Origin of the sequence: Stenotrophomonas sp. CASM106 (assembly GCF_049384825.1) — a bacterium.
GTDB lineage: Bacteria > Pseudomonadota > Gammaproteobacteria > Xanthomonadales > Xanthomonadaceae > Stenotrophomonas > Stenotrophomonas muris.
On the sequence record NZ_JBMRFS010000006.1, the window covers coordinates 176,824 to 203,209 of the forward strand.

Sequence of the window (26,386 nt, forward strand, 5' to 3'; positions counted from 1 at the left end):
CGGCACTGCCGGGCCCTTGCCTGACCCGGACCCTGCCATGCCCCGCGCCGACTTCTACCTGATCGCCAAGCCCCGCTTCCTGACCGAGCCGTTGCGCCTGGTCTGCGAACTGGCGCGCAAGGCCAACGACGCCGGGCTGTTCACCCTGGTGCTGGCCCGTGACCAGGCCCAGGCCGAGGAACTGGACGAGCTGCTGTGGGCGTTCGACAACGATGCCTACATCCCGCACCAGATTGCCGGCGAAGACATGGACGAGGAAGAGGCCCTGGTGCTGATCGCCGTACCCGGCACCGACGCGCCGGCACGCCCGCTGGTGATCAACCTGCGCGATGAGCCCTGGCTGGGCCAGTGCGAGCGTGTGCTGGAAGTGGTTCCGGCCGATCCGGAAGCGCGCGAACCGCTGCGCGAGCGCTGGCGCCAGTACAAGGCCGCCGGTTACGACCTCAACAAGCACGACATGTGAGCCCGGCGAGGACCCCTTGATGCGCCTGCTGATCGCCCTGATTCTTCCCTGGCTGTCCTTCTTCACCATCGGCCGGCCGCTGGCCGGGATCGTCTGCCTGATCCTGCAGATCACCCTGATCGGCTGGCTGCCCGCCGCCATCTGGGCCGCCTACGCGGTCAGCCAGTACCACACCGACCAGAAGATCCGCCGCGCCCTCGGGTCGCGCTGATCTCCCTTCCGCCTTGATTACCGGTTCCCCCGCATGACCCAACTCGCCTCCAGCTACGACCCGACGTCCTTCGAGACCGACCTCTACGAGGCCTGGGAGAAGGCCGGCCACTTCAAGCCGTCCGGCACGGGCGAGCCGTACACCATCCTGCTGCCACCGCCGAACGTGACCGGCACCCTGCACATGGGCCATGCCTTCCAGCAGACCCTGATGGATGCGCTGGTGCGCTACCACCGCATGCGCGGCTACGACACGCTGTGGCAGGTCGGTACCGACCATGCCGGCATCGCCACCGAAATGGTGGTCAGCCGCAACCTGGCGCTGGAAGGCAAGGGCGAGACCCGCGATTCGCTGGGCCGCGAAGGCTTCATCGGCAAGGTCTGGGAGTGGAAGCAGCAGTCCGGCGACACCATCGAACGCCAGATGCGCCGCCTCGGCACCTCCGCCGACTGGTCGCGCAGCACTTTCACCATGGACCCGCAGCCATCGGCGGCGGTCAACGAGGCCTTCGTGCGCTGGTACGAGCAGGGCCTGATCTACCGCGGCCAGCGCCTGGTGAACTGGGACCCGGTGCTGAAGACCGCCATTTCCGACCTGGAAGTGGAGAGCGCCGAGGAAGACGGCTTCCTGTGGTCGATCGCCTACACGCTGGATGACGGCCTGAGCTACGAACACGTCGAGCGCGATGCCGACGGCGTGGAAACCCTGCGCGAAACCCGCGACTACCTGGTCGTTGCCACCACCCGCCCGGAAACCCTGCTGGGCGATACCGCGGTGATGGTGCACCCGGAAGACGAGCGTTACGCGCACCTGATCGGCAGGAACGTGGTGCTGCCGTTGACCGGCCGGCGCGTGCCGGTGATCGCCGACGACTACGTGGACCGCGCGTTCGGCACCGGCGTGGTCAAGGTCACCCCGGCGCACGACTTCAACGACTATGAAGTGGGCGTGCGCCACAGCCTGCCGATGATCAACCTGTTCACCCCGGTGGCGGCGCTGAACGAGAACGCGCCGGAACGCTTCCGGGGCCTGGACCGCTATGAAGCACGCAAGGCCGTGCTGGCCGAGCTGGAAGACCTGGGCATCCTGGTCGAGACCAAGGCGCACAAGCTGCAGGTGCCGCGTGGCGACCGAACCGGCCAGGTGATCGAGCCGTACCTGACCGACCAGTGGTTCGTGAAGATGGACGACCTGGCCAAGCGTGGCCTGGACCTGGTCGAGGACGGAAGCATTGCCTTCGTGCCGCCGAACTGGATCAACACCTACCGCCACTGGATGAACAACATCCAGGACTGGTGCATCAGCCGCCAGCTGTGGTGGGGCCACCGCATCCCGGCGTGGTTCGATGCCGCCACCGGCAGCTGCTACGTCGGTCGCAGCGAAGAGGAAGTGCGGGCCAAGCACAACCTGGGCAGCGAGGTGGTGCTGAACCAGGAAAGCGACGTGCTGGAGACCTGGTTCTCCTCGCAGCTGTGGCCGTTCTCCACCCTGGGCTGGCCGAACCAACAGGCCATGGCCGAGCGCGGCTTCGACCGTTACCTGCCGTCGTCGGTGCTGATCACCGGCTTCGACATCATCTTCTTCTGGGTGGCGCGCATGATCATGGCCACCGACAACCTGGTCGGGAAGATCCCGTTCAAGGACGTGTACTTCACCGGCCTGATCCGCGACGGCCAGGGCCAGAAGATGTCCAAGAGCAAGGGCAACGTGCTCGACCCGCTGGACATCATCGACGGCATCACCATCGACGACCTGGTCGCCAAGCGCACCGGCGGCCTGATGCAGCCGAAGATGGTGGAGAAGATCGAGAAGGCCACCCGCAAGGAATTCCCGGACGGCATTGCTGCCCACGGTGCTGATGCGCTGCGCTTCACCATCGCCGCGCTGGCCACCCACGGCCGCGACATCAAGTTCGACATGAACCGCGCCGAGGGCTACAAGAACTTCTGCAACAAGCTGTGGAACGCCAGCCGCTTCGCGCTGATGAACACCGAAGGTGCGGCGTTCACCGGCGTGCCGACCCCGCGCACCGATGCCGAGCGCTGGATCCTTTCGCGCCTGGCCGCCACCACCGCCGAAGCGCAGGGCCATTTCGCCGCGTACCGCTTCGACCTGCTGGCGCAGTGCCTGTACGAGTTCGCCTGGAACGCGTTCTGCGACTGGTTCCTGGAGCTGAGCAAGCCGGCACTGAACGGTGCCGACGCGGCTGATGCCGAAAGCACCCGGCACACCCTGCTGTACGTGCTGGAAGCGCTGCTGCGCCTGCTGCACCCGCTCACCCCGTTCATCACCGAACAGCTGTGGCAGCAGCTGGCCCCGCGCCTGGGCCTGGCCGAAACCACGCTGTCGCTGCGCCCGTACCCGACCGCCGCCGAATTCGCCGGTGATTTCGCCCAGGCCGAGGCCGACGTGGAATGGCTGAAGGCGGTGATCAGTGCGGTGCGTCGCGTGCGCAGCGAATTGAACGTCGCGCCGTCCAGGCAGGTGCCGCTGCGCCTGCAGGCCGGCCTGGAGCAGGACCGCGTGCGCATCGAACGCTTCAGCGCCTCGCTGTCGTTCCTGCTGAAGCTGGACAGCATCCAGTGGCTGGCCGAGGGCGAAAGCGCACCGCCGGCGGCCGCCGCGATCGTGGGCGAGCTGAAGCTGCTGGTGCCGCTGGAAGGCCTGGTCGATCTCGATGCCGAGCGCGCGCGCCTGGACAAGGAGATCAAGCGCGTGGAAGGCGAGCAGGAAAAGAGCGAAACCAAGCTGGCCAGGTTCACCGACAAGGTGCCACCGGCGGTGGTCGACCAGGAGCGCGTGCGCCTGGTCGACTGGAACACCCAGCTGGCCGGCCTGCGCGAGCAGCGCGCGAAGCTGTAACGCCGCGCTCTGGTGCGTGCCAACCAAGGTTGGCACCCACCACGGCAGGGGAGGGTTGGCACCTGCCGCGGGAGAGGTTGGCACCCACCGAAGCGGAATCGGAAACGCCGGGCGATGCCCGGCGTTTCCATTTGCCCCGCATGGCATCATCGGCGGATGCCGCTTTCCATCTTCCTGCTCGTCCTCGCTGCCGCGGCGCTGCATGCCAGCTGGAATGCGATCGTCAAGCGCGGCCCGGACAAGTTCCTCGGTACCGTGCTGGTGACCGGCAGTGCCGCGTTGCTGTCGGCCGCCGCCCTGCCCTTCCTGCCCTTCCCGGCCGCGCACAGCTGGCCCTGGCTGGCTGCGTCGGTGCTGCTGCAGGTGACCTACTACGGGCTGGTCGCGCGTTGTTACCAGCAGGTCGACATGAGCCTGGCCTACCCGCTGATGCGTGGCAGCGCGCCGATCCTGGTCGCACTGGCCGGCACCCTGCTCGGTGAGCCATTGCCCGCCGCAGCGTGGCTGGGCGTGGTGCTGGTGAGCACCGGCATCCTGTGCATGGCACTGGGTGCGCGTGGCGGCCAACTGCGCCTGCCGCTGCTGACCGCAGCGATGATCGCCACCTACACGCTGGTCGATGCGCAGGGTGCGCGCCAGTCCGGCAGCGCGCTCAGCTACACGTTGTGGTTGTTCCTGCTGTCGGGCATCCCGCTGCCGCTGTGGGCGTTGTATACGCGCGGCGGCGCGGTACTGGACTATGCGCGGCAGCATTGGCCGCTGGGACTGGCCGGTGGCGTCGGCACCACCGCCTCCTATGCGATGGCGTTGTGGGCCATGACCCAGGCGCCGGTGGCAATGATCTCGGCGCTGCGCGAATCCTCGATCCTGTTCGCGCTGCTGATCTCGGTGTTCCTGCTGCGCGAGCGGGTGCCGCGCACGCGCTGGCTGGCAGCGTCGCTCATCGTGGGCGGCGTGCTGGCGTTGCGGCTGGCGTGAGCGACGCATCGGTAGTGCCGGCCGCTGGCCGGCACCCCCTCCCCGTTACAGCGGCGGCATTTCCTGCAGATCGCCGTCGACCAGTTCGATCGCCATCACGACCGCGTCCTCGCGGCCCTGTGCAGCCGGGTAGTAGCGCGGGCGGCGGCCGATCTCATTGAATCCTTCGCTGTGATACAGCGCCAGCGCCGGCGTATTGGACGGACGCACTTCCAGGAAGACGCGCTGTGCGCCACGGTCGGCGGCCAGCTGCACCAGCGCGCGCAGCAGCTGGCGGCCCAGCCCGCGCGACTGTGCCAGCGGATCGATGCAGATGTTCAGCACGTGCGCTTCATCGGCGGCGATGCTGAGCACGCCATAGCCGACCAGCAGGCCATCGCGCTCCATCGCCAGGCCGGGATAGCCGGCACGCAGGCAGTCGATGAAGATGCCGCGGGTCCAGGGAAAAGGGTAGCCGCGCAGTTCGATCGCCATTACCGCATTGAGGTCGCTCTCGCGCAACGCACGCAGGCTGACCGGGCCGGGCCGGGTGACCGCGCTCATGGCGTGCCCCGCTTGCGCAGGGCACGCAGCTGCGGCCACAGCGCACGCTTGGCGGCCGGGTCGTGGCGCAGCTGGTCCAGCGGCCAGCTGTCCATCAACCGCTGCGTAGCCGGGTCGTTCGGGTTGCAGCCGGACGCACGCAGCAGCGCGATCTGCAGGCGATCCGGCAGGCGGACCACCGGCTGGCGCGCGTTGCCGCTGGGCATCGGGCGCTCAGCCGCCGGCACGGTATCCGGGGCACTGACCGGCGTTTCGCGGCGCGGCGGTGCCGGCCGTTCCGGGCGGGCTGCGGGCGCCACCCCGGCATGCTGTTCGCGCGACGGCACGGGGGCCCGCACCGGTTCCGGCGGGGCGACGCTGGCCTCGGCTTCGGCCACGCTCAACTGCAGCGCGGCATCCAGCTCGGCAGCCAGCTGGCCATCGTGATAGACGGCGTAGCCCATGGCCTGCAGCCAGGCCTGCTGGGCCGGTGACCACAGCACGGGCAGGTCCTGGCTCACGCGGCCTCGGGCTTCTTGCGCAGGCGCTGCACGGCCCACATCACCGGGCCGGACAAGGCGTACAGGATGCCGACCGCGAACAGCACGCGCGGCAGGTCGATGACCGCAATCGCGATCGCCACCGGCACCAGTGCCAGCACCAGGAACGGCACGCGGTCCGAACGGGTGCCCTTGGCAGCGCCACCCTTGAAGCTCCAGAAGCGGATGCGGCTGACCATCAGCAGCGCAGCGATGATCGTCACCGCCAGCGCCACGTACCGCAGCTGGTTGCCGTCCCAGCCCAGGTTGCCATCGGCGAACGCCCAGACGAAGGACATCATCAGGCCCGCTGCTGCCGGGCTGGCCAGGCCGACGAACCAGCGCTTGTCGACCACCGCCACCTGGGTATTGAAGCGGGCCAGGCGCAGCGCCGCGCAGGCCGCATACAGGAAGGCCACGGCCCAGCCGACGCGGCCGAGCAGCGGATCGTCGAACTTCAGCCACGACAGCGACCAGTGGTACATCACCAGCGCCGGGGCCATGCCGAAGCTGACCAGGTCGGCCAGCGAGTCGTACTGCACGCCGAATTCGCTGCTGGTACCGGTCAGGCGCGCCACGCGCCCGTCCAGGCCATCCATCACCGCCGCCACGAACACGGCGATGCTGGCATTGACGAAATCCCCGTTGGCCGCGGCGATGATCGCGTAGAAACCGGCGAACAGGCCGGCGGTGGTGAACAGGTTGGGCAGCAGGTAAATCGTGCGCGAGCGCGGCGGCGGTGTGATCGGGTCCATGCAATCCAGTTTAATCGACTTGCCAGCGGTCGGCGCCAATGCTGCAATCGGCGTTCTGCGCCCATTCCGTGGAGTCTGCCATGCGTGCCCTGTCCTGCCTTGGATGCCTGCTGCTGTTGGCCAGTGCCAACGCCTTGGCCGGCCCCGTCTACAAATGGAAGGACGCCCATGGCGTAACCCAGTATTCGGAGACCCCGCCGGCGGGCAAGCAGTTCGAGACCCGCGAGCAGGCCCGCACCCCGCAGGCCGCAGCCAGCACCGAGACCCCGGCCGCGCCGGTCCCCGGGCAGTGCAGCACGGCCCGGGCCAACCTGGCCCTGCTGGACGGTGGTGGCCAGGTGATGCAGGACACCGATGGTGATGGCAAGGCCGATACCCCGTTGACTCCGGAGCAGCACACCGCGCAGAGGGGATTGGCGCAGGCCGCCATCAAGGCGTACTGCCCACCGGCCGGTTAAGGGTATCGGCAGGGCTGCGCCCTGCACCTGCAGAGGCTGCAAGCAACGGCAACGTCAAAAGCGGGCATTCCGTGGAATGGCGGGGCGGTGTCGGATTGCGGGGGCGCCGTAAACCCGTCCATGGGGGCTTGGCCGCGGCATCCATGCCGCGGACACCCCGCAATCCGACACCGCCCCGCCTTCGACAGTTTCCCGGTGACGGTGGTAGATCCACGCCATACGTGGATGAAATCTGTCAGATCTCGAATTGAATTCGGGGTCAGATCCGTTTTCCTGCGGAAAACGGATCTGACCCCAGGAGCCATTCCGACAGCTCGCAGGAAACTATCGAAGGCGGGGTGGGTCCGGCGGCAGGGGTGTGAGCGGCGTGGGCCCGAGGCATGCCTCGGGCGGGTTGGGCAGGACGCTCAACACCGGTCTTGCCGTGTGCGCAGGACAGCGCACACGAGCAAGGCGCGACCAAGCCCCCAGGGATGGGTTTACGGCGTCCCCTGTAACCGGACCCACCCCGCCATCTCCCAGGAGACCCGTTTTTGCTGTTGCTGTTGCCGGCCAGCGGCCGGCACTACCCGCGGGTGCAGGGCGCAGCCCTGCCGATACCCCTCCCCCCGGCCGGGCTGGCAGAATAGAGGTCTCTGCCGTTATCCGAAGCCGACGATGCGCCTCTCCCAGTTCCACCTGCACACCACCAAGGAAACCCCCAGCGACGCCGAGCTGACCAGCCATCGGCTGATGCTGCGCGCGGGCATGATCCGCAAGCTGGCATCGGGCCTGTACACCTGGTCGCCGCTGGGCCTGCGCGTACTGCGCAAGGTCGAGCGCATCGTGCGCGAGGAAATGGACCGGGCCGGTGCCGTGGAATTCCAGATCCCGACCATCCAGCCGAAGGAACTGTGGGAGCAGACCGGCCGCTGGCAGAAGTTCGGCCCGCAGCTGCTGAAGATCAAGGACCGCAAGGACCAGGTGTTCTGCTACAGCCCGACCGCCGAAGAAGCCGCCTGCGACTTCGCGCGCAGCGAGCTGTCCAGCTACAAGCAGCTGCCGGTGAACTTCTACCAGGTGCAGACCAAGTTCCGCGACGAGATCCGCCCGCGCTTCGGCGTGATGCGTTCGCGCGAGTTCCTGATGAAGGACGCCTATTCGTTCCACCTGCACGATGAGTGCCTGGTGCGCGAATACGAGAACATGAAGTCGGCCTACAGCCGCATCTTCACCCGCCTCGGCCTGGATTTCCGCATGGTGCAGGCGGACTCCGGTGCCATCGGCGGTGATGCGTCGCAGGAATTCCACGTCATCGCCGATTCCGGCGAGGACGCGCTGGTGTTCTCCACCGGCTCGGACTACGCAGCCAACATGGAAGCGGCGATTGCCGCCGATCCGGCGCCGCGTGCGGCCGCCACCGAAACGATGCGCAAGGTGGATACCCCCACCCAGAAGACCTGCGAGGACGTCGCGGCGCTGCTCGGCATCGACCTGCAGCGCACGGTGAAGTCGGTGGCGCTGATCGCCGGCGAAGGCAAGGCACAGCAGTTCGTGCTGGCGCTGGTGCGTGGCGACCATGAGGTCAACGAGATCAAGCTGGCCAAGGTCGCCGGCCTGGACGAGCAGCGCTTCGCCAGCGAGGCGGAAATCGCCGAGCACCTGGGCAGCGTGCCGGGCTTCCTTGGCCCGGTCGCGCCGGCCAAGGCCATCCGCGTGGTCGCCGATCGCGAAGTGGCGGCGATGGCCGACTTCGTCGTCGGCGCCAACGAAGCCGGTTTCCACCTGGCCGGCGTCAACTGGGGCCGCGACCTGCCGGAACCGGAAGTGGCCGACATCCGCAACGTGCGGGCCGGCGACCGTGCCGTGGACGGCGGTGAACTGAAGATCGCACGTGGCATCGAAGTCGGCCATGTGTTCCAGCTCGGCCGCAAGTACGCCGAAGCGCTGGATGCCACCGTGCTGGACGAGAACGGCAAGGCCGCGGTGATGGCGATGGGGTGCTACGGCATCGGCATCTCGCGCGTGGTGGCTGCCGCGATCGAACAGAACCATGACGATGCCGGCATCATCTGGCCGGACGCGATGGCGCCGTGGCAGGTGGTGGTGTGTGTGATCAACCCGAAGGGCGATGCGGCCGTGGCCGACGCCGCTGCCAACCTGCTGCAGGAGCTGCGCGACGCGGGCCTGGACGCTGCACTCGACGACCGCGGCCTGCGCCCGGGCGCGATGTTCGCCGACATGGAGCTGATCGGTATTCCGCATCGCGTGGTGGTCAGCGAACGCGGCCTGGCCGCTGGCACCTACGAGTACCGCTCGCGCCGCGCCAGCGACGCGGAGAACCTGGACAAGGCCTCCCTGCTGCAGCGTCTGCAGGGCTGATCAGGAAAAGACCGGGGCCTGCCCCGGTCTTTTTTTTTGCCCGCGCCCTTCCCCGATATTGCAGCGGACATAATCCGGTCAAAATCACCGCGACGGCGTCTGCATGCCGCCACGCCATGACCCGCCTGCATTTGTGCTGTGATTAATTCATCTCTATTCTGTCCGCCGACGCCATGGACTGGCTTGTCCCGTCCACACATTAGTTTCCGGAGTAACCGTAAATGAGCATTGACCTGACCGGCCTGTCAGCACGCGAGCTGGGCGCCCTGATCCGTACCGCCAAGAAGCAGCAGACCATCGTCGCCAAGCGCCGGCCGATCACCAAGGTCCGGGCCCAGCTGACCAAGCTGGCCAAGACCGAGGGTTACACCATCGAAGAACTGTTCGGCAGCGCCCCGGCCACGCGTGCCCGCAAGGCCGCCCCGGCCGCCAAGGCCCCGTCGAAGACCGCCGGCCGCAAGCTGGGCAAGGTTGCACCGAAGTACCGCAACCCGGCCAATCCGAAGGAAACCTGGACCGGCCGTGGCAAGCAGCCGCGCTGGATGGCTGAACTGACCGCCAAGGGCAACAAGAAGCCGGAAGATTTCCTGATCAAGAAGGCCTGAGGCCGGGATCAGGTTGGAATGAAAAACGCCGGCGGACGCCGGCGTTTTTCATTCTCCGGTGTGTGGACCGGGGTCCACACCCACCGACATCATCACAGGGTCTTGCGAGCGGGCATCAGCAGGTTGCCGAACAGCAGGCCGGCGACCAGCGCCATCACCACGTTGAGCACGGTGAGGAACACGCTCTGGCCGGCGCCGACATCCTGTTGTTGGACCAGGGTCAGAACACCGCGCAGGCTGGTGCTGCCGGGCACCATCATGATGATGCCGGGCAGGCGGATGATCGCGCCTGGACGCCCGATCAGGCGACCGAACAGATTGCCGCCCGCGGTCAGCAGCATCGCCGACAGGAAGATGCCGGCCGGCGCGCCCCAGGCATGGCCGCCGAACTTGGAGATCGCATAACCGGCCACCGAGGCGGCGATCACCCACGGGTAATCGCGCCGGTTGGCCTTGAACAGCATCGCGAACGCAAAGGCCGCGGTCAGCAGCGAACCCCACTCCACCCACGGCCCCTGCGGCCGCGCGGCGCGGATCACCGGATCCAGCCCGAGCACGTCGGCCAGGGTTACCGCGATCATCGCGCCGACGCTGAGCTTCATGATGGTGGTCAGCGCGCCGGCAAAGCGCGCGGTGCCCGACACCCAGTGCTGGCTGGCCAGCTCATTGACCGCATTGGTCAGTGACATGCCGGGCAGCAGCACCACCAGCGAGGCGATGATCACCGTATTGAGGTTGAGCGCGCCAATGAAGGACGCCACCAGGGTGGCGACCATGCCGGCCAGCAGCGCCGCCAGCGCCTCGGCCGCTTCGCGGGTGGCCGGGCGGCGGTCGGTGACCATGCCGAGCAGGCCGATCATCAGGCCGATGACACCGGCGGTGGCGATGTCCAGCCACGGCAGCTTCCACATGCCGGCCACGCCGGCCGCGCCGAGGGTGAATGACAGGATGGTGCGCAGCTTGCCGCGCCGGCCCGGATCCTTGTCCAGCTGGCGCAGCGCGGTATGGCCTTGGGCGATGCTCATCCGCCCGTTGGACACTTCTTCGGCGATATGGTCGGCGACGCTGAGCTTGTGCAGGTCGTTCTCACCGGGCGCCAGGCGGATCACGCGGGTGATGTCGCTGGAGCCGATCGCCTGCGCCGGATCGCTGAAGCTGAGGATGATACCGGTGGGATTCGACCACGGTTCACAATCCAGATCGAGCTGGCGGGCCAGTGCCACCACCGCCGTTTCCAGGCGCTGGGCCGTGGTGCCATAGCTGTGCAGGCGTCCGGCGATCTCGGAAACAAAGGCCACGCGCTGTGCGTAGGTGGCCTGGGGCGTGGGGATCGTGTGAGCGTCTGCGGACATGCGCCGTAGTATTACCTACGCTGGGGCCCACCGGAGAAATTCATCCGAGTTCGACGCGAAGCCCGATACAGAACGGTTATGCTGCGACCCGAATGGCCCACGTCACCCCGAACCTCGCCCCCCAGCTCGAACAGGATGCCCATGACCCGGGCCTGATCCACCTGTCCGGCACCTGGACCTTGAAGACCGCGCTGGCCGCGGCCGAGGTCCTGCACGGCGTTCCCGACAAGCTGACCGGCATCGATGCCACCGGCATCGAGCAGCTGGATTCGGCCGGCGTGCTGCAGGTGCTGCGCGTGGCCCACCGTGCCGATCTGCACGAGGACGCACTGCAGTTCCGCGCGGACCACCAGGCGCTGGTGTGTACCATCGAGGAAGTGGCCGACGACCGCCCCAAGCCCAAGCGCGATTTCGGCGTGCTGGCCGCGCTGGAACGGCTGGGTGTCAGCGTCCACGCCACTGGCCACAACATCAAGGCGCTGTGCAGTTTCCTCGGCGAGAACCTGGTCAAGGCGGCCCGGCTGGTCAAGGAACCCCGCCGCTTCCGGCTGACCGCCACCGTGCACCAGATGGAGCAGGTGGGGCTGGATGCGGTACCGCTGGTGGCGCTGCTGTCCTACCTGGTGGGTGCGGTGATCGCATTCCTCGGCTCGACCATCCTGCGCGACTTCGGCGCCGAGATCTACGTGGTCGAGCTGGTCAACATCGCCTTCCTGCGCGAGTTCGCGGTACTGCTGACCGCGATCGTGCTGGCCGGCCGCACCGCCAGTGCGTTCACCGCGCAGATTGGTGCGATGAAGGCACGCGAGGAGATCGATGCAATGCGCACGCTGGGCCTGGACCCGGTCGACCTGCTGGTGCTGCCGCGACTGCTGGCGCTGCTGGTCACCCTGCCCTTGCTGACCTTCATCGCGATGATCGCGGGCCTGGCCGGCGGCATCACCGTCGGCGCGTTCGACCTCGACATCCCGCCGCAGATGTACATCGCGCGCATGCACGAGACGATGGAAGTGCGGCACCTGCTGGTCGGCCTGTCCAAGGCACCCGTGTTCGCGCTGGTGATCGGCCTGATCGGCTGCCTGGAAGGACTGAAGGTCGAGGGCACCGCGCAGTCGGTCGGCGAGCGCACCACCTCCAGCGTGGTGCAGACGATCTCGCTGGTGATCATCATCGACGCCTTCGCGGCGTTGTGGTTCATGCACATGGACTGGTGACATGAGCACATCCGCCCTCCCCGACTCCATCGACATGCGCGACGACCAGGGCCACGAACTGGCCATCCGCGTGCGTGGCCTGGTCAACCGCTTCGGCAGCCAGACCGTGCACGAAGACCTGGATCTGGATGTGCGCCGCGGCGAAATCCTGGGCGTGGTCGGCGGCTCCGGTACCGGCAAATCGGTGCTGATGCGCTCGATCCTCGGCCTGCGCGTGCCCGATGCCGGGCAGATCGAAGTACTCGGCCGCGACGCGCGTGCCGACGACGCCGAGAGCCGGCTGCACATCGAGCGCAACACCGGCGTGTTGTTCCAGGACGGCGCCCTGTTCTCCTCGCTGACCGTGGGCGAGAACGTGCAGGTGCCGCTGAAGGAACACCATCGCGAGCTGCCCGAGCGCTGGCACTACGAACTGGCGCTGCTGAAAGTGAAACTGGCCGGCCTGCCCGCCGATGCGATCAACAAGCTGCCCTCGCAGCTGTCCGGCGGCATGCGCAAGCGCGCCGGCCTGGCCCGTGCGCTGGCGCTGGATCCACCGCTGCTGTTCCTGGACGAACCCACCGCCGGGCTCGACCCGATCGGCGCGGCCGCGTTCGACCGCCTGATCAAGACCTTGCAGGAAGCGCTGGGGCTGACCGTGTTCCTGATCACCCACGACCTGGACACGCTGTACGCGATCTGCGACCGGGTCGCGGTGATCGCCGACCGCAGGGTGGTGGCCAACGCACCCTTGCCTGACATCGAGAAACTGGATCATCCGTGGATCCAGGAATACTTCCACGGACCCCGCGCGCGCGCCGCGCGTGGCGAACAGATCGAGAGTGCCTGAGCCATGGAAACCAAAGCCAACTACGTGCTGATCGGCGCGTTCACCCTGATCACCGGCCTGGCCCTGCTGGCCTTCGGCCTGTGGGCCGCCAAATATTCCTCCGACCGTACCTGGCAAGAGTACCGCGTGGTGTTCCGCGAAGCGGTGACCGGCCTGTCGGTGGGCAGCCCGGTGCAGTACAACGGCATCGCGGTGGGCTCGATCACCGAACTGAACCTGGTGCCGGACGACCCGCGCCAGGTAGTCGCGCGCATCCGCCTGAACTCCAACACGCCGGTCAAGACCGATACCCGCGCCAAGCTGGCGATCACCAGCCTGACCGGCCCGTCGATCATCCAGCTCAGCGGCGGCACGCCGCAGTCGCCGGCGCTGACCACGGTCAACAAGGACCCGGCACCGATCATCCCGACCACGCCCTCTGCGCTGCAGAACATCACCGACGTCGCCAACCGCATCGTCGAGCGCATGGACCAGATCCTCAGCGACCGCAACGTGGCCTCGATCAACGCGACGCTGGCCAACCTGGAGACGATCAGCGGCGGCCTGGCCGACCGTGACCAGGGCACGCAGGCGCTGCTGCTCAGCGCGCGCGATGCCGCCCGCAGCCTGGACACCACGCTGAAGACCACCAACGGCACCATCGAGCGCCTGGACAGGAACCTGGTGCAGCAGCTGCCCGGCATCATCGACAAGCTCGACGCGACCCTGGCCAAGCTCGACTCGGCCGCCGGCAACGCCGATTCGATCCTTGGCGAGAACCGCGCCGCGATCAACAGCTTCGCCAACGATGGCCTCGGCCAGCTGGGCCCGACGCTGACCGAACTGCGCGGCCTGATCCGCGACCTGCGCCGGGTCAGCGACCGCCTCGAGAACAACCCCGCGCGCTACCTGCTGGGCCGCGACGCACCGAAGGAGTTCGAACCCAAATGAGCCCGACCACCCTTCCACGCCTGTTGCTGGCCGCTTCGATGGTCACCCTGCTGGGGGGCTGCTCCATCCTCGGCAGCAGCGAGAAATCCGCGGTGACGCTGTACTCGCCATCCGTGCAGGTCAAGGCAGACCCGGCGTGGCCGCAGGCCAGCTGGCAGCTGGTACTGGCCAAGCCCAGCGCCGCGCGCATGGTCGACAGCCCGCGCATCAATGTGCGGCCGACACCGTCGCAGCTTGAGATCTACAAGGGTGCCAGCTGGGCGCAGCCGGCCACCGACATGATCGAGGACACGCTGCTGCGTGGCTTCGAGGATTCCGGCCGCATCCGCGGCGTGGCCCGCAGCACCGCCGGCATCCGCGCCGACTACAAGCTGTCCACCGATGTGCGCCGCTTCGAATCGGATTACCAGGGCCAGGCCACGCCCACCGTGGTGATCGAGGTCAACGCCAAGCTGATCCATGTCGCCGACCAGCGTGTGGTCGCTGACCGCACCTTCCGCCAGGCGCAGCCGGTCGGCAGCACCGACGTACCGGCGGTGACCGCCGCGTTCGAGCGTGGCCTGCAGCAGCTGGCGCAGGACGTGGTGGGCTGGACGCTGCAGAGCGGGCAGGCCGACCAGCCGACCGTTGCGCGCTGATCGCAGCATTCGCCGGGCATGTGGTTACGGGGTCAGGTCCCTTTCCGGCCGGAAAGGGATCTGACCCCTTCTTCGTCAACGCGGCGAAATCCAACGGAACGTCAGGTTGATCCGCTCGCCGTGCACCCGCGCCATCTTCGGCAGCGCGTGCTGGTAGAAGCGCTGGGTCTGTCCGGCCATCAGCAGCAGGTCGCCGTGGCCCAGCACGAATTCAGCCTTGCGTGCCGGGTCGTCGCGGCGTCGCAGCAGGAATCGGCGCGCCGCGCCCAGGCTCAGCGAAGCGATCACCGGGGCCGGGCCCAGCTCCGGCTCGTCATCGCTGTGCCAGCCCATGTAGTCACCGCCACCGCGGTAGCGGTTCAGCAGCACGCTGTTGAAGCGGCCGTGGCCTTCGGCTTCCAGGCGCCCGCGCATGGCCTGCAACACCGGCGGCCAGGGGCGCGGCACGAACTCGGCACCGGAATAGCGATAGCGGGCCTGCGGGTCGCCGATCCAGCAGCTCAGCCGCGGCGAGTCCACCCAGTTGCCGAACATGCGGATGCGATGGGTTTCCCAGGGCACTTCGGCCTGCAGCGAATACAGCAGCTGGTCGGCCTCGGCCGCAGCCAGCCATCCCGGCAGGTGCAGGACATCGGCATCGGGCAGGTCGTGGGGGAACAGCATGGCGGCACCTCAAGAAGCAGGGCGGCACGTTTGGCCGCCCTTGCAGCCTCAGCCGCGCTGGAACGCGACGCCGGTCTTTTCCTTCAGCTCTTCATCGCTGACACCCGGCGCGGCCTCCACCAGCAACAGGCCCTTTTCAGTCACGTCGAACACCGCCAGATCGGTGATGATGCGGTCGACCACGCCCACGCCGGTCAACGGCAGCGTGCATTCGGCCAGGATCTTGTGCTCGCCGTTCTTGGCAGTGTGCTCCATCAGCACCACAACCCGCTGCACGCCGGCGACCAGGTCCATTGCCCCGCCCATGCCCTTGACCATCTTGCCGGGCACCATCCAGTTGGCCAGGTCACCCTTGTCGGTGACCTGCATGGCGCCAAGGATGGCCAGGTTCACATGGCCACCGCGGATCATCGCGAAGCTGTCGTGGCTGCCGAAGTAGCTGGCACCGGCACGCGCCGTAACCGTCTGCTTGCCGGCATTGATCAGGTCCGCGTCGACTTCAGCGTCGGTCGGGAACGGGCCGATGCCGAGCAGGCCGTTCTCCGACTGCAGCCACACGTCCACGCCTTCGGGAATGTGATTGGCAACCAGCGTCGGCAGGCCGATGCCCAGGTTCACGTAGGCGCCATCGGTCAGCTCCTGGGCGGCGCGTGCCGCCATCTCGTCACGGGTCCACGCCATGTCAGTTGCCCTCCGCGCGGATGGTGCGCTGTTCGATTCGCTTCTCAGGATGCGCGTTGTGCACGATGCGGTGCACATAGATGCCTGGCAGGTGCACCTGGTCCGGGTCGATGGCACCGACCGGCACCACCTCCTCCACTTCCACGATGCAGACCTTGCCGGCCATCGCACAGGCCGGGTTGAAGTTGCGTGCGGTCTTGCGGAACACCAGGTTGCCGGCCTCGTCGGCCTTCCAGGCCTTGACCAGCGCCACATCGGCGCGCAGCGCCGTCTCCATCACGTAGTGCTTGCCGTCGAACTCGCGGGTTTCCTTGCCCTCGGCAACCACCGTGCCATAGCCGGTGGCAGTGAAGAACGCCGGAATACCCGCACCACCGGCACGCAGGCGCTCGGCCAGAGTGCCCTGCGGGTTGAACTCCAGCTCCAGCTCACCAGCCAGAAACTGCCGTTCGAATTCCTTGTTCTCGCCCACGTAGGACGAAATCATCTTGCTGATCTGCCGGGTTTCCAGCAGCTGGCCCAGTCCGAAGCCATCGACACCGGCATTGTTGGAGATCACGGTCAGGCCCTTGACGCCACTGTCGCGCAGCGCAGCGATCAGCGCCTCGGGGATGCCACACAGGCCAAAGCCGCCCACGGCCAGGGTCTGTCCATCGGCGACCACCCCCTGCAGGGCCTCCGTCGCACTGGCGAAGCGCTTGCCGCGCTTTGCGCCGGTCGTTGCCGGATTGCTCATCTACGCCCTCACTTCGTTGATGTAATCACACCATTCTAGGCCAGCACGGCAGGCGGTCACGTGGCGTTGCGGCATGGAAACGCTTCCCATACAAGACAGGTACTACAATCGCGTGCTGAGCCACCCAAGGATCCCGATCAATGCCCCTGCCCGCCTTCAAGGCCTATGACATCCGCGGCCGCGTGCCGGAAGAACTGAACGAAGATCTGGCCCGCCGCATCGGCGTTGCCCTGGCGGCGCAGCTTGCGCCGGGCCCGGTGGTGCTGAGCCATGACGTGCGCCTGACCAGCCCCGCGCTGCAGGATGCACTGGCCGCAGGTCTGCGCGGTACCGGGCGCGAGGTGATCGACATCGGCCTGTGTGGCACGGAAGAGGTCTATTTCCAGACCGACCACCTGGGCGCGGCCGGCGGTGTGATGGTCACCGCCAGCCATAATCCGATGGACTACAACGGCATGAAGCTGGTCAAGGAAAACGCACGACCGATCAGCTCCGATACTGGCCTGTTCGCGATTTCCGATGCGGTTGCCGCCGATACGTCCGCGGCACAGCCGCCGCGTGCCGCGCAGAGCGCGCAGCACGACAAGAGCGCGTACATCCAGCACCTGCTGAGCTATGTCGACGCTGGCAAGCTGCGACCGCTGAAGCTGGTGGTCAACGCCGGCAACGGCGGTGCCGGGGCCATCGTCGACCTGCTGTCGCCGCACCTGCCGTTCGAGTTCATCCGCATCTGCCACGAGCCGGACGGCAGCTTCCCCAACGGCATTCCCAACCCGCTGCTGCCGGAGAACCGCGCCGCCACCGCCGACGCCGTGCGCGAACACGGTGCCGATTTCGGCATTGCCTGGGACGGTGACTTCGACCGTTGCTTCTTCTTCGACCATACCGGCCGCTTCATCGAGGGCTACTACCTGGTCGGCCTGCTGGCCAAGGCAATCCTGGCGCGCAATCCCGGCGGCAAGGTCGTGCACGACCCGCGCCTGGTCTGGAACACCGTGGACATGGTCGAACAGGCCGGCGGCGTACCGGTGCAGTGCAAGAGCGGCCACGCTTTCATCAAGGAAAAGATGCGCGCCGAAGACGCGGTGTACGGTGGCGAGATGAGCGCCCACCACTATTTCCGCGAGTTCGCCTATGCCGACTCGGGCATGATTCCGTGGCTGCTGATCGCCCAGCTGGTTTCCGAAAGCGGGCGCTCGCTGGCCGACTGGGTCGAAGACCGCATGGCTGCCTACCCGTGCAGCGGCGAAATCAATTTCAAGGTCAGCGATGCCAAGGCCGCCGTCGCACGCGTGATGGAGCACTTCGCAGCGCAGTCGCCCACGCTGGACCACACCGATGGCATCAGCGCCGACTTCGGCGACTGGCGCTTCAACCTGCGCAGCTCCAACACCGAGCCGCTGCTGCGCCTGAATGTTGAAGCCCGGGGCGATGCCGCACTGATGCAGGCACGTACCGACGACATCTCCCGCCTCATCCAGCAGTAATCGAGGAACGCATGAGCAGCATCCAGCCCGTCATCCTGTCCGGTGGATCCGGTACCCGCCTGTGGCCGCTGTCGCGCGAGGCGTACCCAAAGCAGTTCCTGTCGTTGGCGGGCGAACTGACGATGCTGCAGGCCACCTGGAAGCGCGTGGCGCCGATCGCCGCGCGTGGACCGCTGGTGATCGCCAACGAAGAGCATCGCTTCGTAGCCGCGGAGCAGCTGCAGCAGGTTGGCGCCGAGCCAGCCGCGATCATCCTTGAGCCGGTCGGCCGCAACACGGCACCGGCGATCGCGGTGGCCGCGCTGGAAGCCACCCGCGACGGCGGCGACGCGCTGCTGCTGGTGCTGCCCTCCGATCATGTGATCAACAACGAGACTGCATTCCGCAGCGCCGTCCAGGCCGCCGCCGCTGCCGCCGAAGCCGGAAAGCTGGTGACCTTCGGCATCGTGCCGACCGGCCCGGAAACCGGCTACGGCTATATCAAGGCCGCCGATGGCCAGGGCCTGCGCGCGGTCGAGCGCTTCGTCGAGAAGCCCGACCTGGGCACCGCCACCCGCTACGTCAGCAGCGGCCAGTACTACTGGAACAGCGGCATGTTCCTGTTCAAGGCCTCGCGCTACCTGCAGGAGCTGGAACGCTTCCAGCCCGCCATGCTCGCCGGCAGCCGCCAGGCCTGGCAGCAGGCGCGTCGCGATGCCGATTTCACGCGCCTGGACAAGGAGGCCTTCACTGCCGTTCCGTCCGATTCGATCGACTATGCGGTGATGGAGAAGACCGCCGATGCCGTGGTGATTCCACTGGATGCCGGCTGGAACGATGTCGGCTCGTGGACCGCGCTGCGCGATGTCTCGCAGCAGGACGGCGATGGCAACGCCCACCAGGGCGACGTGATCGCCATCGACTGCCGCAACACCTATGCCTACGCACAGCGCCTGGTGGCGCTGGTCGGGCTGGATGACGTGGTGGTGGTGGAAACCGACGACGCGGTGCTGGTCGGCAAGGCCGACCGCATGCAGGACGTCAAGACAGTGGTTGCGCAGCTGAAGGCCGAGGGCCGCAGCGAGGCCACCTGGCACCGCAAGGTCTATCGCCCGTGGGGTGCCTACGATTCGATCGACAACGGCGAGCGCTTCCAGGTCAAGCGGATCACGGTCAAGCCCGGCGGCACGCTGAGCCTGCAGATGCATCACCATCGCGCCGAACACTGGATCGTGGTCAGCGGCACCGCTGAAGTGACCCGTGGTGACGAGGTGATCCTGCTCAGCGAGAACCAGAGCACCTATATTCCGCTGGGCGTGACCCACCGCCTGCGCAACCCGGGCAAGCTGCCGCTGGAACTGATCGAAGTGCAGTCCGGCAGCTACCTGGGCGAGGATGACATCGTGCGCTTCGAGGATACCTACGGGCGCCGCTGAGGTTTGCCCGGGGTCGGATCCCGTTGCTGCGCAGCGGGCTCTGACCCGTCCCTGATCGGCCCGGCAGCGCTGCGTCGCCGGGCTTGGCCCGGCGCTACGGCCGTCAGGCCAGCTCCGCCATCACCCGCTTCAGGCCATCCTGCCAGCTCGGCAGCACGACGCCGAAATCCTGCTGCAGCTTGCGGTTGTCCAGCACCGACCAGGCCGGGCGCTTGGCCGGGGTCGGATATTCGGAACTGGGAATCGCCTCGACCGTCGGCACCTTGGCCAACACGCCGCTGGCCAACGCCTCGGCAAATATGGCCTCGGCAAAGCCATGCCAGCTGGTCTGGCCGCTGGCGGTCAGGTGCCAGGTACCCGACAACTGTCCAGGATGCTGCAGTGCCTGCGCGGTGACATCGGCGATCAGCGCCGCCGGCGTCGGCGTACCGATCTGGTCAGCCACCACACGCAATACGTCACGCTCTGCACCCACACGCAACATCGTGCGCAGGAAGTTCGCGCCGTGCGAGGCATACACCCACGCCGTGCGGAAAATCAGATGGCGGCCACCGGCCGCGCGCACCGCGTCCTCGCCATCGCGCTTGCTGGTGCCATACACGCCCAGCGGTGCGGTCGGCTCGTCCTCGCGGTAGGGCGCGCTGCCCTGGCCGTCGAACACGTAGTCGGTGGAGTAATGCACGAACGGCACGCCATGCGCCGCACACCAGCGCGCGATCACGCCCGGCGCCTGCGCATTGGCAGCGAAGGCCGCTTCGACCTCCTGCTCCGCACGATCAACTGCGGTATAGGCGGCCGCATTGACCACCAGCGACGGCTGCACGCGGTCCAGCAATGCCGGCAGGCTGTCGGGCTGGCCGAAGTCGGCCGTTTCGCAGGTACTTCCGTCGGGCAGTTGGCCGCTGCGCGTGGTTGCAATCACCTTCCCCAGCGGCGCCAGCGCGCGCAGCAACTCCTGGCCCACCTGCCCGTTGCCACCGAACACCAGCACGGTCATGGCACGTAGACCGGCAGGCGATCTTCAGCAATGTCCTTCAGGAACGGTGCGTTCTCGTCCTTGGCTGACAGGGTCGGTGCGCTGACCGGCCAGTCCACGGCAATGCCTGCGTCATTCCAGCGCACGCCGGCATCGAAGTCCTTCAGATAAACCTCGGTGCACAGGTAGCTGAACACCGCACGCTCGGACAACACAGCAAAGCCATGGGCAAAGCCCTCCGGAATCCAGAACTGCTTCTTGTTCTCCGCGCTCAGCACCACCGCTTCCCACTGGCCGAAGGTCGGCGAACCGCGGCGGATATCCACGGCCACGTCATAGACCTCACCTTCCAGCACGCTGACCAGCTTGCCCTGCGGCCGCGGCCATTGGTAATGCAGGCCGCGCAGCACGCCCTGCGCAGAGGTCGACACGTTGCTCTGCACGAAACGGTCCGGCAGGCCCAGCGCGGCGAAGCGCTCGGCGTTCCAGGTTTCGAAGAAATAACCGCGGGCATCGCCGAACACCGCCGGCTCGATCACCACGCAGCCGGGCAACTTGGTTTCAATCACTTTCACGGAACGACTCCACGCAGGGCGAGCTTGTGCAGGTACTGGCCGTAGCCATTCTTGATCAACGGCGCAGCCAGTGCTTCCAGCTGCTCGGCGTTGATCCAGCCCTTGCCGAACGCGATTTCTTCCGGGCAGCACACCTGCAGGCCCTGACGGGTCTGGATGGTCTCGATGAAGTTGGACGCCTCAAGCAGCGACTGATGGGTGCCGGTATCGAGCCAGGCGTAACCACGGCCGAGCGCCTCAAGATGCAGATGGCCCTCGCGCAGGTAGCGCTGGTTCAGATCGGTGATCTCCAGCTCGCCACGCGGCGACGGCTTGAGCTCGGCCGCATAGTCGCTGGCATTGCCGTCATAGAAATACAGGCCGGTAACCGCATAGTTCGACCGCGGATTCTCCGGCTTCTCGACAAGATCGATGACCTTGCCGTCCTTGTCGAACTCGGCCACGCCGTAGCGCTCCGGGTCGTTGACCCAGTAGCCGAATACGGTCGCGCCCTGCTCGCGCTGGTCGGCGTTGCGCAGCACTTCTCGCAGACCGTGGCCGTGGAAGATGTTGTCGCCCAGCACCAGGCAGCTCGGCTTGCCGGCGACGAAGTCGCGGCCGATCAGGTAGGCCTGGGCCAGACCATCCGGACTCGGCTGCACCGCGTACTGGATGTCCATTCCCCACTGCGAGCCGTCGCCCAGCAGCTGCTGGAACAGCGCCTGCTCGTGCGGGGTGTTGATGATCAGCACTTCGCGGATGCCCGCCAGCATCAGCACGCTGAGCGGGTAATAGATCATCGGCTTGTCGTACACCGGCAGCAGCTGCTTGCTGACGCCCTTGGTGATCGGATACAGCCGGGTGCCGGAGCCACCGGCGAGGATGATGCCTTTACGCTGGGTCATGAAATCTCCTGGATTCAGGCTGCGGTGCCGATGCGCTGCAGACGGTAGCTGCCGTCCAGCACGCCGTTGACCCATTCCTGGTTGTCCAGGTACCAGTCAACGGTGAAGGTGATGCCCTGTTCGAAGGTGTAGGCCGGTTCCCAGCCCAGATCGTTCTTCAGCTTCGAGGCATCGATCGCATAGCGGCGGTCATGACCGGGGCGGTCGGTGACGTAGGTAATCTGGCTGCTGCGCGGCTGGCCGTCTTCGCGCGGACGGCGCTGGTCCAGCAGTGCGCAGATCGCCTGCACCACTTCAATGTTCTGCTTTTCCGAATTGCCGCCGACGTTATAGGTCTCGCCCACCTGGCCCTTGGCCAACACGGTGCGGATCGCTTCGCAGTGGTCGGACACGAACAGCCAGTCGCGCACCTGCTTGCCATCGCCGTACACCGGCAGCGGTTCGCCAGCCAGCGCCTTGGCGATCACCAGCGGGATCAGCTTCTCGGGGAAGTGGTACGGACCGTAGTTGTTGGAGCAGTTGGTGGTCAGCACCGGCAGCCCGTAGGTGTGGTGGAAGGCGCGGACCAAGTGGTCCGAAGCGGCCTTCGACGCCGAATAGGGGGAATTCGGAGCATACGGCGTGGTTTCGCTGAACTTGCCGGTCTCACCCAGGGTGCCGTACACCTCGTCAGTGGACACGTGCAGGAAGCGGAAGGCGGCGCCCTGCTCGGCTGGCAGCGCCTTCCAGTAGTCGCGCACCGCTTCCAGCAGCCCCAGGGTGCCCACTACGTTGGTCTGAATGAACGCACCCGGGCCATCGATGGAACGGTCGACGTGGCTCTCGGCGGCGAAGTTCAGCACCGCATCGGGCTGGTGCTCGGCCAACAAACGGGTCACCAGAGCACCGTCGCCGATGTCACCCTGCACGAACACGTGGTTCGGGTTGCCGTCCAGGCTGGACAGGGTCTTCAGGTTGCCGGCGTAGGTCAGGGCGTCGAGGTTGATGACCTTGATGCCACGGGCAACTGCCTCGAGGACGAAATTTCCGCCGATAAAGCCGGCACCGCCGGTGACAAGCCATGTGGGCACTACCTGATCTCCTGTTCAATGATGACGTCCACAGGCACCCACGGTGCCCGACATAGCGGGACAGGATACATCGGGGAAACCTTCACGACTGCCTGCATGACGTGAACATGACATCAGAAAGCTGCCTTCACGCCAAAGCTATGCGGCGGCGCAGCATCACTACAAGACCATACGCATTCGCATGGTCCCCTCAAGCCAGCTAGAATCGGGGTCCCACCCCCGAACCGGTTGCTGTGCGAGGACCGGACGTTCTCTCCGTTATTGAAGGACCCCGTACCAGATGAAAATCCTCGTCGCGTACAAGCGCGTGGTGGACTACAACGTCCGCATTCAGGTCAAGCCGGACGGTTCCGGCGTGGTCACCGACGGCGTCAAGCTGTCCCCCAACCCCTTCGATGAAATCGCCCTGGAAGAGGCCCTGCGCCTGCGCGACAAGGGCATCGCCAGCGAGGTCGTGGTCGCCACCATCGCCCCGGCCGATGCCCAGGCGCACCTGCGCAACGGCCTGGCCATGGGCGCCAACCGCGCCGTCCATGTGGTCACCGACCAGGCCATCCAGCCGCTGACCGCCGCGCGCACCCTGCTCAAGCTGATCGAGAAGGAACAGCCGGACCTGGTGATCCTGGGCAAGCAGGCGATCGACGACGACGCCAACCAGACCGGCCAGATGCTGGCCACGCTGTGGGGGCGCCCGCAGGCGACCTTCGCCAGCAAGCTGGACATTGCCGACGGCAAGGCCACGGTGACCCGCGAAGTCGACGCCGGCCTGGAAACGCTGGAAGTCGATCTGCCGGCCGTGGTCACCACCGACCTGCGCCTGAACGAGCCGCGCTTCATCAAGCTGCCGGACATCATGAAGGCCAAGGCCAAGCCGCTGGAGACCCTGCAGCTGGCCGACCTCGGCGTTGAAGCCGCCGACACCTTCAAGACCACCCAGTACGCCGCGCCGTCCAAGCGCAGCAAGGGTGTGATGGTCAAGGACGCGGCCGAACTGGTTGCCGCACTCAAGCAGAAGGGGTTGCTGTAATGAGCTGGATTCTCGTCATCGCCGAGCACCACGACGGCAAGCTCAACGCCGCCACCGCCAAGACCGTCAGCGCTGCTGCCGCCATCAGCGGCGCCAGCATCGACGTGCTGGTGCTGGCCGCCGATCCGGCTGCCGTGGCTGCCGAGGCCGCGAAGATCGCTGGCGTCGCCAAGGTCCTGACCGTGGCCAACGCTGCCAACGCGCAGGCCATCGCCCAGGTGCTGGCACCGCAGATCGCGCAGCTGGCCAAGGGTTACACCCACGTGTTCGGCCCGTCGACCACCTTCGGCAAGGACCTGATGCCGTGCGTGGCCGCCCTGCTGGGCGTCAACCAGGTTTCCGACCTGATGAGCGTTGAAGGCAGCCACACCTTCAAGCGCCCGATCTACGCCGGCAACGCGATCATCACCGTGGAAGCCCCGGCCGACCAGATCGTGGTCGCCACCGTGCGTGCCGCCTCGTGGCCGGAAGCCGCCCAGGGCGGCAGCGCCACCATCGAAGCGGCCAGCGTCGATGCTGCCCTGCCGACCCACACCCGCTTCGTCGGCCTCGCCGCTGGTGCCAGCGACCGCCCGGACCTGCAGAGCGCCAAGCGCGTGGTCTCCGGTGGCCGTGGTGTCGGTTCGGAAGAGAACTTCAAGGTCATCTTCCAGCTGGCCGACAAGCTCGGTGCCGCCGTCGGTGCCTCGCGCGCTGCGGTTGATGCCGGCTACGTGCCCAGCGACCTGCAGGTCGGCCAGACCGGCAAGATCATCGCGCCGGAACTTTACGTGGCCGTCGGCATCAGTGGCGCCATCCAGCACCTGACCGGCATCAAGGATGCCGGCACGATCGTCGCGATCAACAAGGATCCGGACTCGCCGATCTTCGAGATTGCCGATATCGGTCTGGTGGGCGATCTGTTTGCGATCCTGCCGGAGCTGGAAAAGGCGCTCTGACGACTCAGCGCAGAGGCCTTTCGCCATCCAAGGGCCGGCTGAAGTTCAGCCGGCCCTTTTCTCCTTCACGGGTTCACTTCTTACTATGAACAATCAGATGCAAGACCGCATCCACGGGCCGGACGTCCTCCGCGGATTGGCGGCGCTCGGCGTGGTCATGTTTCATGTCCTCTATCTTTCGGGCATCCCGATCAATGAGACGGCTGCGGCCATTACCTGAAGGATGGACTTCTTCGTCCGCGTGTTCTTCGTGCTGAGCGCGTTTGCTATCGGTCATGCCTACTATTCACGCATGAGCAGTACCGAAGCGATCAAGGTCTTCTACCAGAAAAGATTCTTCCGAATCGCTCCGCTGTTTTACTTCATGATCCTCACAGGCGTGGCTTTTCGGCTGGCCATGGATCAACCGATGCCACCTCTGCTCGACTTCATGCTGTCAGGAAGCTTCCTGTTTACGCTTGTACCAGGCAAGCAGAGCGGCCTCGTCGGCGGCGGTTGGTCCATCGGTATCGAATGGCTTTTCTACTTCATGTTCCCGCTGCTGCTTTCGACCATCAGGACAGTCAAGTCGGCAGCACTCGCGTGGGTAGTGCTATGCCCGATTGCAGTACTTTCAAAGCGCTACCTGCAGGACAGCTTTGATGGCCAACTGAACGAGTTCGCATCACTCAACGTACTGGTCCACAGCCAATATTTCGTTCTCGGCCTCCTTATCCTACATCTCAGCCGTGCCGGCATGCCGACAGCACGCAATGCAATGCAGCGCCAAGCCGTAGGTGTTGCTTTCCTGGCGCTGCTGGCATGCACCATCTATTCCTTGCACGCACCGTTCGGCCTGCCAGAAGAAGTTCTGCTTTCGATTGCAGCGCCCTTGATGGTCGGCATGTCGATAGCGGGTTTCCCGCGATGGCTCGACAACAAGGTAACCCGCTGGCTTGGCCTTGTAAGCTACAGCACCTATCTGGTGCAGTTCCCGCTGATCCAACTCCTGCAGATGCATGGCATCTACGCGCAAATAGATGCGCACATCGGACACGGTGGACTCGCATTTGCCACTGCAGCTTTGGTCACGCTCGCCTGCGTGTTAGTGACGGCAGCTTTCACATATTACTTCGTGGAAGTACCTGGCCAACGTCTGTACGACAAGCTGCGCGGGGGCAGGCTCACGCGAACCTCATAAAACAAGTGAATCCGCTGTGCAGGAAGTGGCCCGCGGA

General features: G+C 66.4%; 28 protein-coding genes. 17 read left to right on the forward strand and 11 right to left on the reverse strand.

Translation table 11 applies throughout. From position 1 onward, the window contains the following. Nucleotides 1–37 precede the first annotated feature (37 nt). From VG556_RS15720 to VG556_RS15735, 4 genes are all read left to right on the forward strand, one after another. Nucleotides 38–463 carry a DNA polymerase III subunit chi gene (locus tag VG556_RS15720; RefSeq protein WP_014645876.1) on the forward strand — a complete coding sequence of 142 codons (426 nt, stop codon included), beginning with the start codon at nucleotides 38–40 and terminating at the stop codon, nucleotides 461–463. 19 nt (nucleotides 464–482) lie between these two features. Continuing rightward, nucleotides 483–674, forward strand: coding sequence for a YqaE/Pmp3 family membrane protein (locus tag VG556_RS15725; RefSeq protein ID WP_014035920.1), 192 nt, complete (start codon nucleotides 483–485; stop codon nucleotides 672–674). A 33-nt stretch (nucleotides 675–707) separates the two neighbouring features. Beyond that, nucleotides 708–3,536: a valine--tRNA ligase gene (locus tag VG556_RS15730; RefSeq protein WP_100449323.1), complete on the forward strand. Its 2,829-nt coding sequence runs from the start codon at nucleotides 708–710 to the stop codon at nucleotides 3,534–3,536. 156 nt (nucleotides 3,537–3,692) lie between these two features. After that, the gene (locus VG556_RS15735) at nucleotides 3,693–4,514 is read left to right on the forward strand and encodes an EamA family transporter (protein WP_032962266.1); all 822 of its coding nucleotides are present in this window, start codon (nucleotides 3,693–3,695) and stop codon (nucleotides 4,512–4,514) included. A gap of 45 nt (nucleotides 4,515–4,559) precedes the next feature. On the opposite strand, the gene rimI is transcribed toward VG556_RS15735, so the two are convergent. Genes rimI through pssA form a run of 3 tightly spaced genes read right to left on the reverse strand, consistent with a single transcriptional unit; the run spans nucleotide 4,560 to nucleotide 6,330 of the window. After that, entirely contained in the window at nucleotides 4,560–5,057 is a 498-nt protein-coding gene (gene rimI / locus VG556_RS15740) for a ribosomal protein S18-alanine N-acetyltransferase (RefSeq protein WP_014645873.1), read from the reverse strand. Then, nucleotides 5,054–5,557: a hypothetical protein gene (locus VG556_RS15745; RefSeq protein ID WP_100449322.1), complete on the reverse strand. Its 504-nt coding sequence runs from the start codon at nucleotides 5,555–5,557 to the stop codon at nucleotides 5,054–5,056. The genes rimI and VG556_RS15745 overlap by 4 nt, the downstream gene beginning before the upstream one ends. Next, a complete protein-coding gene (gene pssA, locus VG556_RS15750; protein ID WP_005415206.1) occupies nucleotides 5,554–6,330 on the reverse strand; it encodes a CDP-diacylglycerol--serine O-phosphatidyltransferase in 777 nt (258 codons plus the stop codon). Before pssA ends, VG556_RS15745 begins: the two co-directional genes overlap by 4 nt. 80 nt (nucleotides 6,331–6,410) lie before the next feature. Between pssA and VG556_RS15755 the strand changes: the two genes are divergently transcribed. From VG556_RS15755 to VG556_RS15765, 3 genes are all read left to right on the forward strand, one after another. Next, complete coding sequence (locus VG556_RS15755; protein WP_100449376.1) at nucleotides 6,411–6,788, forward strand: DUF4124 domain-containing protein; 378 nt, start codon at nucleotides 6,411–6,413, stop codon at nucleotides 6,786–6,788. Nucleotides 6,789–7,445: 657 nt separating this feature from the next. Next, the gene (locus VG556_RS15760; RefSeq protein WP_046428415.1) at nucleotides 7,446–9,149 is read left to right on the forward strand and encodes a proline--tRNA ligase; all 1,704 of its coding nucleotides are present in this window, start codon (nucleotides 7,446–7,448) and stop codon (nucleotides 9,147–9,149) included. Between the two features lie 221 nt (nucleotides 9,150–9,370). Continuing rightward, complete coding sequence (locus tag VG556_RS15765) at nucleotides 9,371–9,754, forward strand: H-NS family nucleoid-associated regulatory protein (RefSeq protein ID WP_010480700.1); 384 nt, start codon at nucleotides 9,371–9,373, stop codon at nucleotides 9,752–9,754. Between the two features lie 92 nt (nucleotides 9,755–9,846). On the opposite strand, the gene VG556_RS15770 is transcribed toward VG556_RS15765, so the two are convergent. After that, the gene (locus VG556_RS15770; protein ID WP_032957924.1) at nucleotides 9,847–11,106 is read right to left on the reverse strand and encodes a threonine/serine ThrE exporter family protein; all 1,260 of its coding nucleotides are present in this window, start codon (nucleotides 11,104–11,106) and stop codon (nucleotides 9,847–9,849) included. Between the two features lie 92 nt (nucleotides 11,107–11,198). Here VG556_RS15770 and VG556_RS15775 point away from each other — a divergent pair, with 92 nt between their 5' ends. Genes VG556_RS15775 through VG556_RS15790 form a run of 4 tightly spaced genes read left to right on the forward strand, consistent with a single transcriptional unit; the run spans nucleotide 11,199 to nucleotide 14,717 of the window. Beyond that, the gene (locus VG556_RS15775) at nucleotides 11,199–12,320 is read left to right on the forward strand and encodes an MlaE family ABC transporter permease (protein ID WP_014645867.1); all 1,122 of its coding nucleotides are present in this window, start codon (nucleotides 11,199–11,201) and stop codon (nucleotides 12,318–12,320) included. Between the two features lies 1 nt (nucleotide 12,321). After that, nucleotides 12,322–13,149 (forward strand): ABC transporter ATP-binding protein, encoded by an 828-nt coding sequence (locus VG556_RS15780; protein WP_046428302.1) that lies wholly within the window; start codon nucleotides 12,322–12,324, stop codon nucleotides 13,147–13,149. A 3-nt stretch (nucleotides 13,150–13,152) separates the two neighbouring features. Continuing rightward, complete coding sequence (locus VG556_RS15785) at nucleotides 13,153–14,079, forward strand: MlaD family protein (RefSeq protein ID WP_014645865.1); 927 nt, start codon at nucleotides 13,153–13,155, stop codon at nucleotides 14,077–14,079. Continuing rightward, nucleotides 14,076–14,717 (forward strand): ABC-type transport auxiliary lipoprotein family protein, encoded by a 642-nt coding sequence (locus VG556_RS15790; RefSeq protein ID WP_100449321.1) that lies wholly within the window; start codon nucleotides 14,076–14,078, stop codon nucleotides 14,715–14,717. The genes VG556_RS15785 and VG556_RS15790 overlap by 4 nt, the downstream gene beginning before the upstream one ends. A 75-nt stretch (nucleotides 14,718–14,792) precedes the next feature. Here VG556_RS15790 and VG556_RS15795 read toward each other — a convergent pair whose 3' ends face one another. From VG556_RS15795 to VG556_RS15805, 3 genes are read right to left on the reverse strand one after another with little or no spacing between them, the layout of a single operon-like run. Beyond that, nucleotides 14,793–15,380: an alpha-ketoglutarate-dependent dioxygenase AlkB family protein gene (locus tag VG556_RS15795; RefSeq protein WP_014645863.1), complete on the reverse strand. Its 588-nt coding sequence runs from the start codon at nucleotides 15,378–15,380 to the stop codon at nucleotides 14,793–14,795. A 48-nt stretch (nucleotides 15,381–15,428) separates the two neighbouring features. Beyond that, the gene (locus VG556_RS15800) at nucleotides 15,429–16,061 is read right to left on the reverse strand and encodes a CoA transferase subunit B (protein WP_032957921.1); all 633 of its coding nucleotides are present in this window, start codon (nucleotides 16,059–16,061) and stop codon (nucleotides 15,429–15,431) included. A gap of 1 nt (nucleotide 16,062) precedes the next feature. Next, complete coding sequence (locus VG556_RS15805; RefSeq protein WP_049405964.1) at nucleotides 16,063–16,797, reverse strand: CoA transferase subunit A; 735 nt, start codon at nucleotides 16,795–16,797, stop codon at nucleotides 16,063–16,065. A gap of 140 nt (nucleotides 16,798–16,937) precedes the next feature. Here VG556_RS15805 and VG556_RS15810 point away from each other — a divergent pair, with 140 nt between their 5' ends. Together VG556_RS15810 and VG556_RS15815 are read left to right on the forward strand one after the other, a co-directional pair. Beyond that, a complete protein-coding gene (locus VG556_RS15810) occupies nucleotides 16,938–18,284 on the forward strand; it encodes a phosphomannomutase (RefSeq protein ID WP_423180030.1) in 1,347 nt (448 codons plus the stop codon). A gap of 11 nt (nucleotides 18,285–18,295) precedes the next feature. Then, nucleotides 18,296–19,699 (forward strand): mannose-1-phosphate guanylyltransferase/mannose-6-phosphate isomerase, encoded by a 1,404-nt coding sequence (locus tag VG556_RS15815; RefSeq protein WP_049405968.1) that lies wholly within the window; start codon nucleotides 18,296–18,298, stop codon nucleotides 19,697–19,699. A gap of 103 nt (nucleotides 19,700–19,802) precedes the next feature. Here the strand turns inward: VG556_RS15815 and rfbD are convergent, their stop codons facing one another. Genes rfbD through rfbB form a run of 4 tightly spaced genes read right to left on the reverse strand, consistent with a single transcriptional unit; the run spans nucleotide 19,803 to nucleotide 23,204 of the window. Further along, nucleotides 19,803–20,696, reverse strand: coding sequence for a dTDP-4-dehydrorhamnose reductase (gene rfbD / locus VG556_RS15820; RefSeq protein ID WP_100449320.1), 894 nt, complete (start codon nucleotides 20,694–20,696; stop codon nucleotides 19,803–19,805). Beyond that, the gene (gene rfbC / locus VG556_RS15825) at nucleotides 20,693–21,250 is read right to left on the reverse strand and encodes a dTDP-4-dehydrorhamnose 3,5-epimerase (protein WP_014645857.1); all 558 of its coding nucleotides are present in this window, start codon (nucleotides 21,248–21,250) and stop codon (nucleotides 20,693–20,695) included. The genes rfbD and rfbC overlap by 4 nt, the downstream gene beginning before the upstream one ends. Then, complete coding sequence (gene rfbA, locus VG556_RS15830) at nucleotides 21,247–22,134, reverse strand: glucose-1-phosphate thymidylyltransferase RfbA (RefSeq protein WP_014645856.1); 888 nt, start codon at nucleotides 22,132–22,134, stop codon at nucleotides 21,247–21,249. The genes rfbC and rfbA overlap by 4 nt, the downstream gene beginning before the upstream one ends. A gap of 14 nt (nucleotides 22,135–22,148) precedes the next feature. Beyond that, entirely contained in the window at nucleotides 22,149–23,204 is a 1,056-nt protein-coding gene (gene rfbB, locus VG556_RS15835; RefSeq protein WP_014645855.1) for a dTDP-glucose 4,6-dehydratase, read from the reverse strand. Nucleotides 23,205–23,484: 280 nt separating this feature from the next. Between rfbB and VG556_RS15840 the strand changes: the two genes are divergently transcribed. The 4 genes from VG556_RS15840 (at nucleotide 23,485) to VG556_RS15855 (ending at nucleotide 26,349) form a co-directional block, all read left to right on the forward strand. Next, on the forward strand, nucleotides 23,485–24,231 hold the full coding sequence (locus VG556_RS15840) for an electron transfer flavoprotein subunit beta/FixA family protein (RefSeq protein ID WP_014035896.1): 747 nt from the start codon (nucleotides 23,485–23,487) through the stop codon (nucleotides 24,229–24,231). Next, the gene (locus tag VG556_RS15845; protein ID WP_100449319.1) at nucleotides 24,231–25,169 is read left to right on the forward strand and encodes an electron transfer flavoprotein subunit alpha/FixB family protein; all 939 of its coding nucleotides are present in this window, start codon (nucleotides 24,231–24,233) and stop codon (nucleotides 25,167–25,169) included. Before VG556_RS15840 ends, VG556_RS15845 begins: the two co-directional genes overlap by 1 nt. A 97-nt stretch (nucleotides 25,170–25,266) precedes the next feature. Next, on the forward strand, nucleotides 25,267–25,389 hold the full coding sequence (locus VG556_RS15850; RefSeq protein WP_258391320.1) for a hypothetical protein: 123 nt from the start codon (nucleotides 25,267–25,269) through the stop codon (nucleotides 25,387–25,389). Between the two features lie 3 nt (nucleotides 25,390–25,392). Then, nucleotides 25,393–26,349: an acyltransferase family protein gene (locus VG556_RS15855; protein WP_258391319.1), complete on the forward strand. Its 957-nt coding sequence runs from the start codon at nucleotides 25,393–25,395 to the stop codon at nucleotides 26,347–26,349. The last annotated feature ends 37 nt before the right edge of the window (nucleotides 26,350–26,386 follow it).

Coding starts and splice junctions, on each gene's coding strand:
- VG556_RS15720 (WP_014645876.1), top strand. CDS start 38: ATGCCCCGCGCCGACTTCTACCTGATCGCCAAGCCCCGCTTCCTGACC.
- VG556_RS15725 (WP_014035920.1), top strand. CDS start 483: ATGCGCCTGCTGATCGCCCTGATTCTTCCCTGGCTGTCCTTCTTCACC.
- VG556_RS15730 (WP_100449323.1), top strand. CDS start 708: ATGACCCAACTCGCCTCCAGCTACGACCCGACGTCCTTCGAGACCGAC.
- VG556_RS15735 (WP_032962266.1), top strand. CDS start 3,693: ATGCCGCTTTCCATCTTCCTGCTCGTCCTCGCTGCCGCGGCGCTGCAT.
- rimI (WP_014645873.1), bottom strand. CDS start 5,057: ATGAGCGCGGTCACCCGGCCCGGCCCGGTCAGCCTGCGTGCGTTGCGC.
- pssA (WP_005415206.1), bottom strand. CDS start 6,330: ATGGACCCGATCACACCGCCGCCGCGCTCGCGCACGATTTACCTGCTG.
- VG556_RS15755 (WP_100449376.1), top strand. CDS start 6,411: ATGCGTGCCCTGTCCTGCCTTGGATGCCTGCTGCTGTTGGCCAGTGCC.
- VG556_RS15760 (WP_046428415.1), top strand. CDS start 7,446: ATGCGCCTCTCCCAGTTCCACCTGCACACCACCAAGGAAACCCCCAGC.
- VG556_RS15765 (WP_010480700.1), top strand. CDS start 9,371: ATGAGCATTGACCTGACCGGCCTGTCAGCACGCGAGCTGGGCGCCCTG.
- VG556_RS15770 (WP_032957924.1), bottom strand. CDS start 11,106: ATGTCCGCAGACGCTCACACGATCCCCACGCCCCAGGCCACCTACGCA.
- VG556_RS15775 (WP_014645867.1), top strand. CDS start 11,199: ATGGCCCACGTCACCCCGAACCTCGCCCCCCAGCTCGAACAGGATGCC.
- VG556_RS15780 (WP_046428302.1), top strand. CDS start 12,322: ATGAGCACATCCGCCCTCCCCGACTCCATCGACATGCGCGACGACCAG.
- VG556_RS15785 (WP_014645865.1), top strand. CDS start 13,153: ATGGAAACCAAAGCCAACTACGTGCTGATCGGCGCGTTCACCCTGATC.
- VG556_RS15790 (WP_100449321.1), top strand. CDS start 14,076: ATGAGCCCGACCACCCTTCCACGCCTGTTGCTGGCCGCTTCGATGGTC.
- VG556_RS15795 (WP_014645863.1), bottom strand. CDS start 15,380: ATGCTGTTCCCCCACGACCTGCCCGATGCCGATGTCCTGCACCTGCCG.
- VG556_RS15800 (WP_032957921.1), bottom strand. CDS start 16,061: ATGGCGTGGACCCGTGACGAGATGGCGGCACGCGCCGCCCAGGAGCTG.
- VG556_RS15805 (WP_049405964.1), bottom strand. CDS start 16,797: ATGAGCAATCCGGCAACGACCGGCGCAAAGCGCGGCAAGCGCTTCGCC.
- VG556_RS15810 (WP_423180030.1), top strand. CDS start 16,938: ATGCCCCTGCCCGCCTTCAAGGCCTATGACATCCGCGGCCGCGTGCCG.
- VG556_RS15815 (WP_049405968.1), top strand. CDS start 18,296: ATGAGCAGCATCCAGCCCGTCATCCTGTCCGGTGGATCCGGTACCCGC.
- rfbD (WP_100449320.1), bottom strand. CDS start 20,696: ATGACCGTGCTGGTGTTCGGTGGCAACGGGCAGGTGGGCCAGGAGTTG.
- rfbA (WP_014645856.1), bottom strand. CDS start 22,134: ATGACCCAGCGTAAAGGCATCATCCTCGCCGGTGGCTCCGGCACCCGG.
- VG556_RS15840 (WP_014035896.1), top strand. CDS start 23,485: ATGAAAATCCTCGTCGCGTACAAGCGCGTGGTGGACTACAACGTCCGC.
- VG556_RS15845 (WP_100449319.1), top strand. CDS start 24,231: ATGAGCTGGATTCTCGTCATCGCCGAGCACCACGACGGCAAGCTCAAC.
- VG556_RS15850 (WP_258391320.1), top strand. CDS start 25,267: ATGCAAGACCGCATCCACGGGCCGGACGTCCTCCGCGGATTGGCGGCG.
- VG556_RS15855 (WP_258391319.1), top strand. CDS start 25,393: ATGGACTTCTTCGTCCGCGTGTTCTTCGTGCTGAGCGCGTTTGCTATC.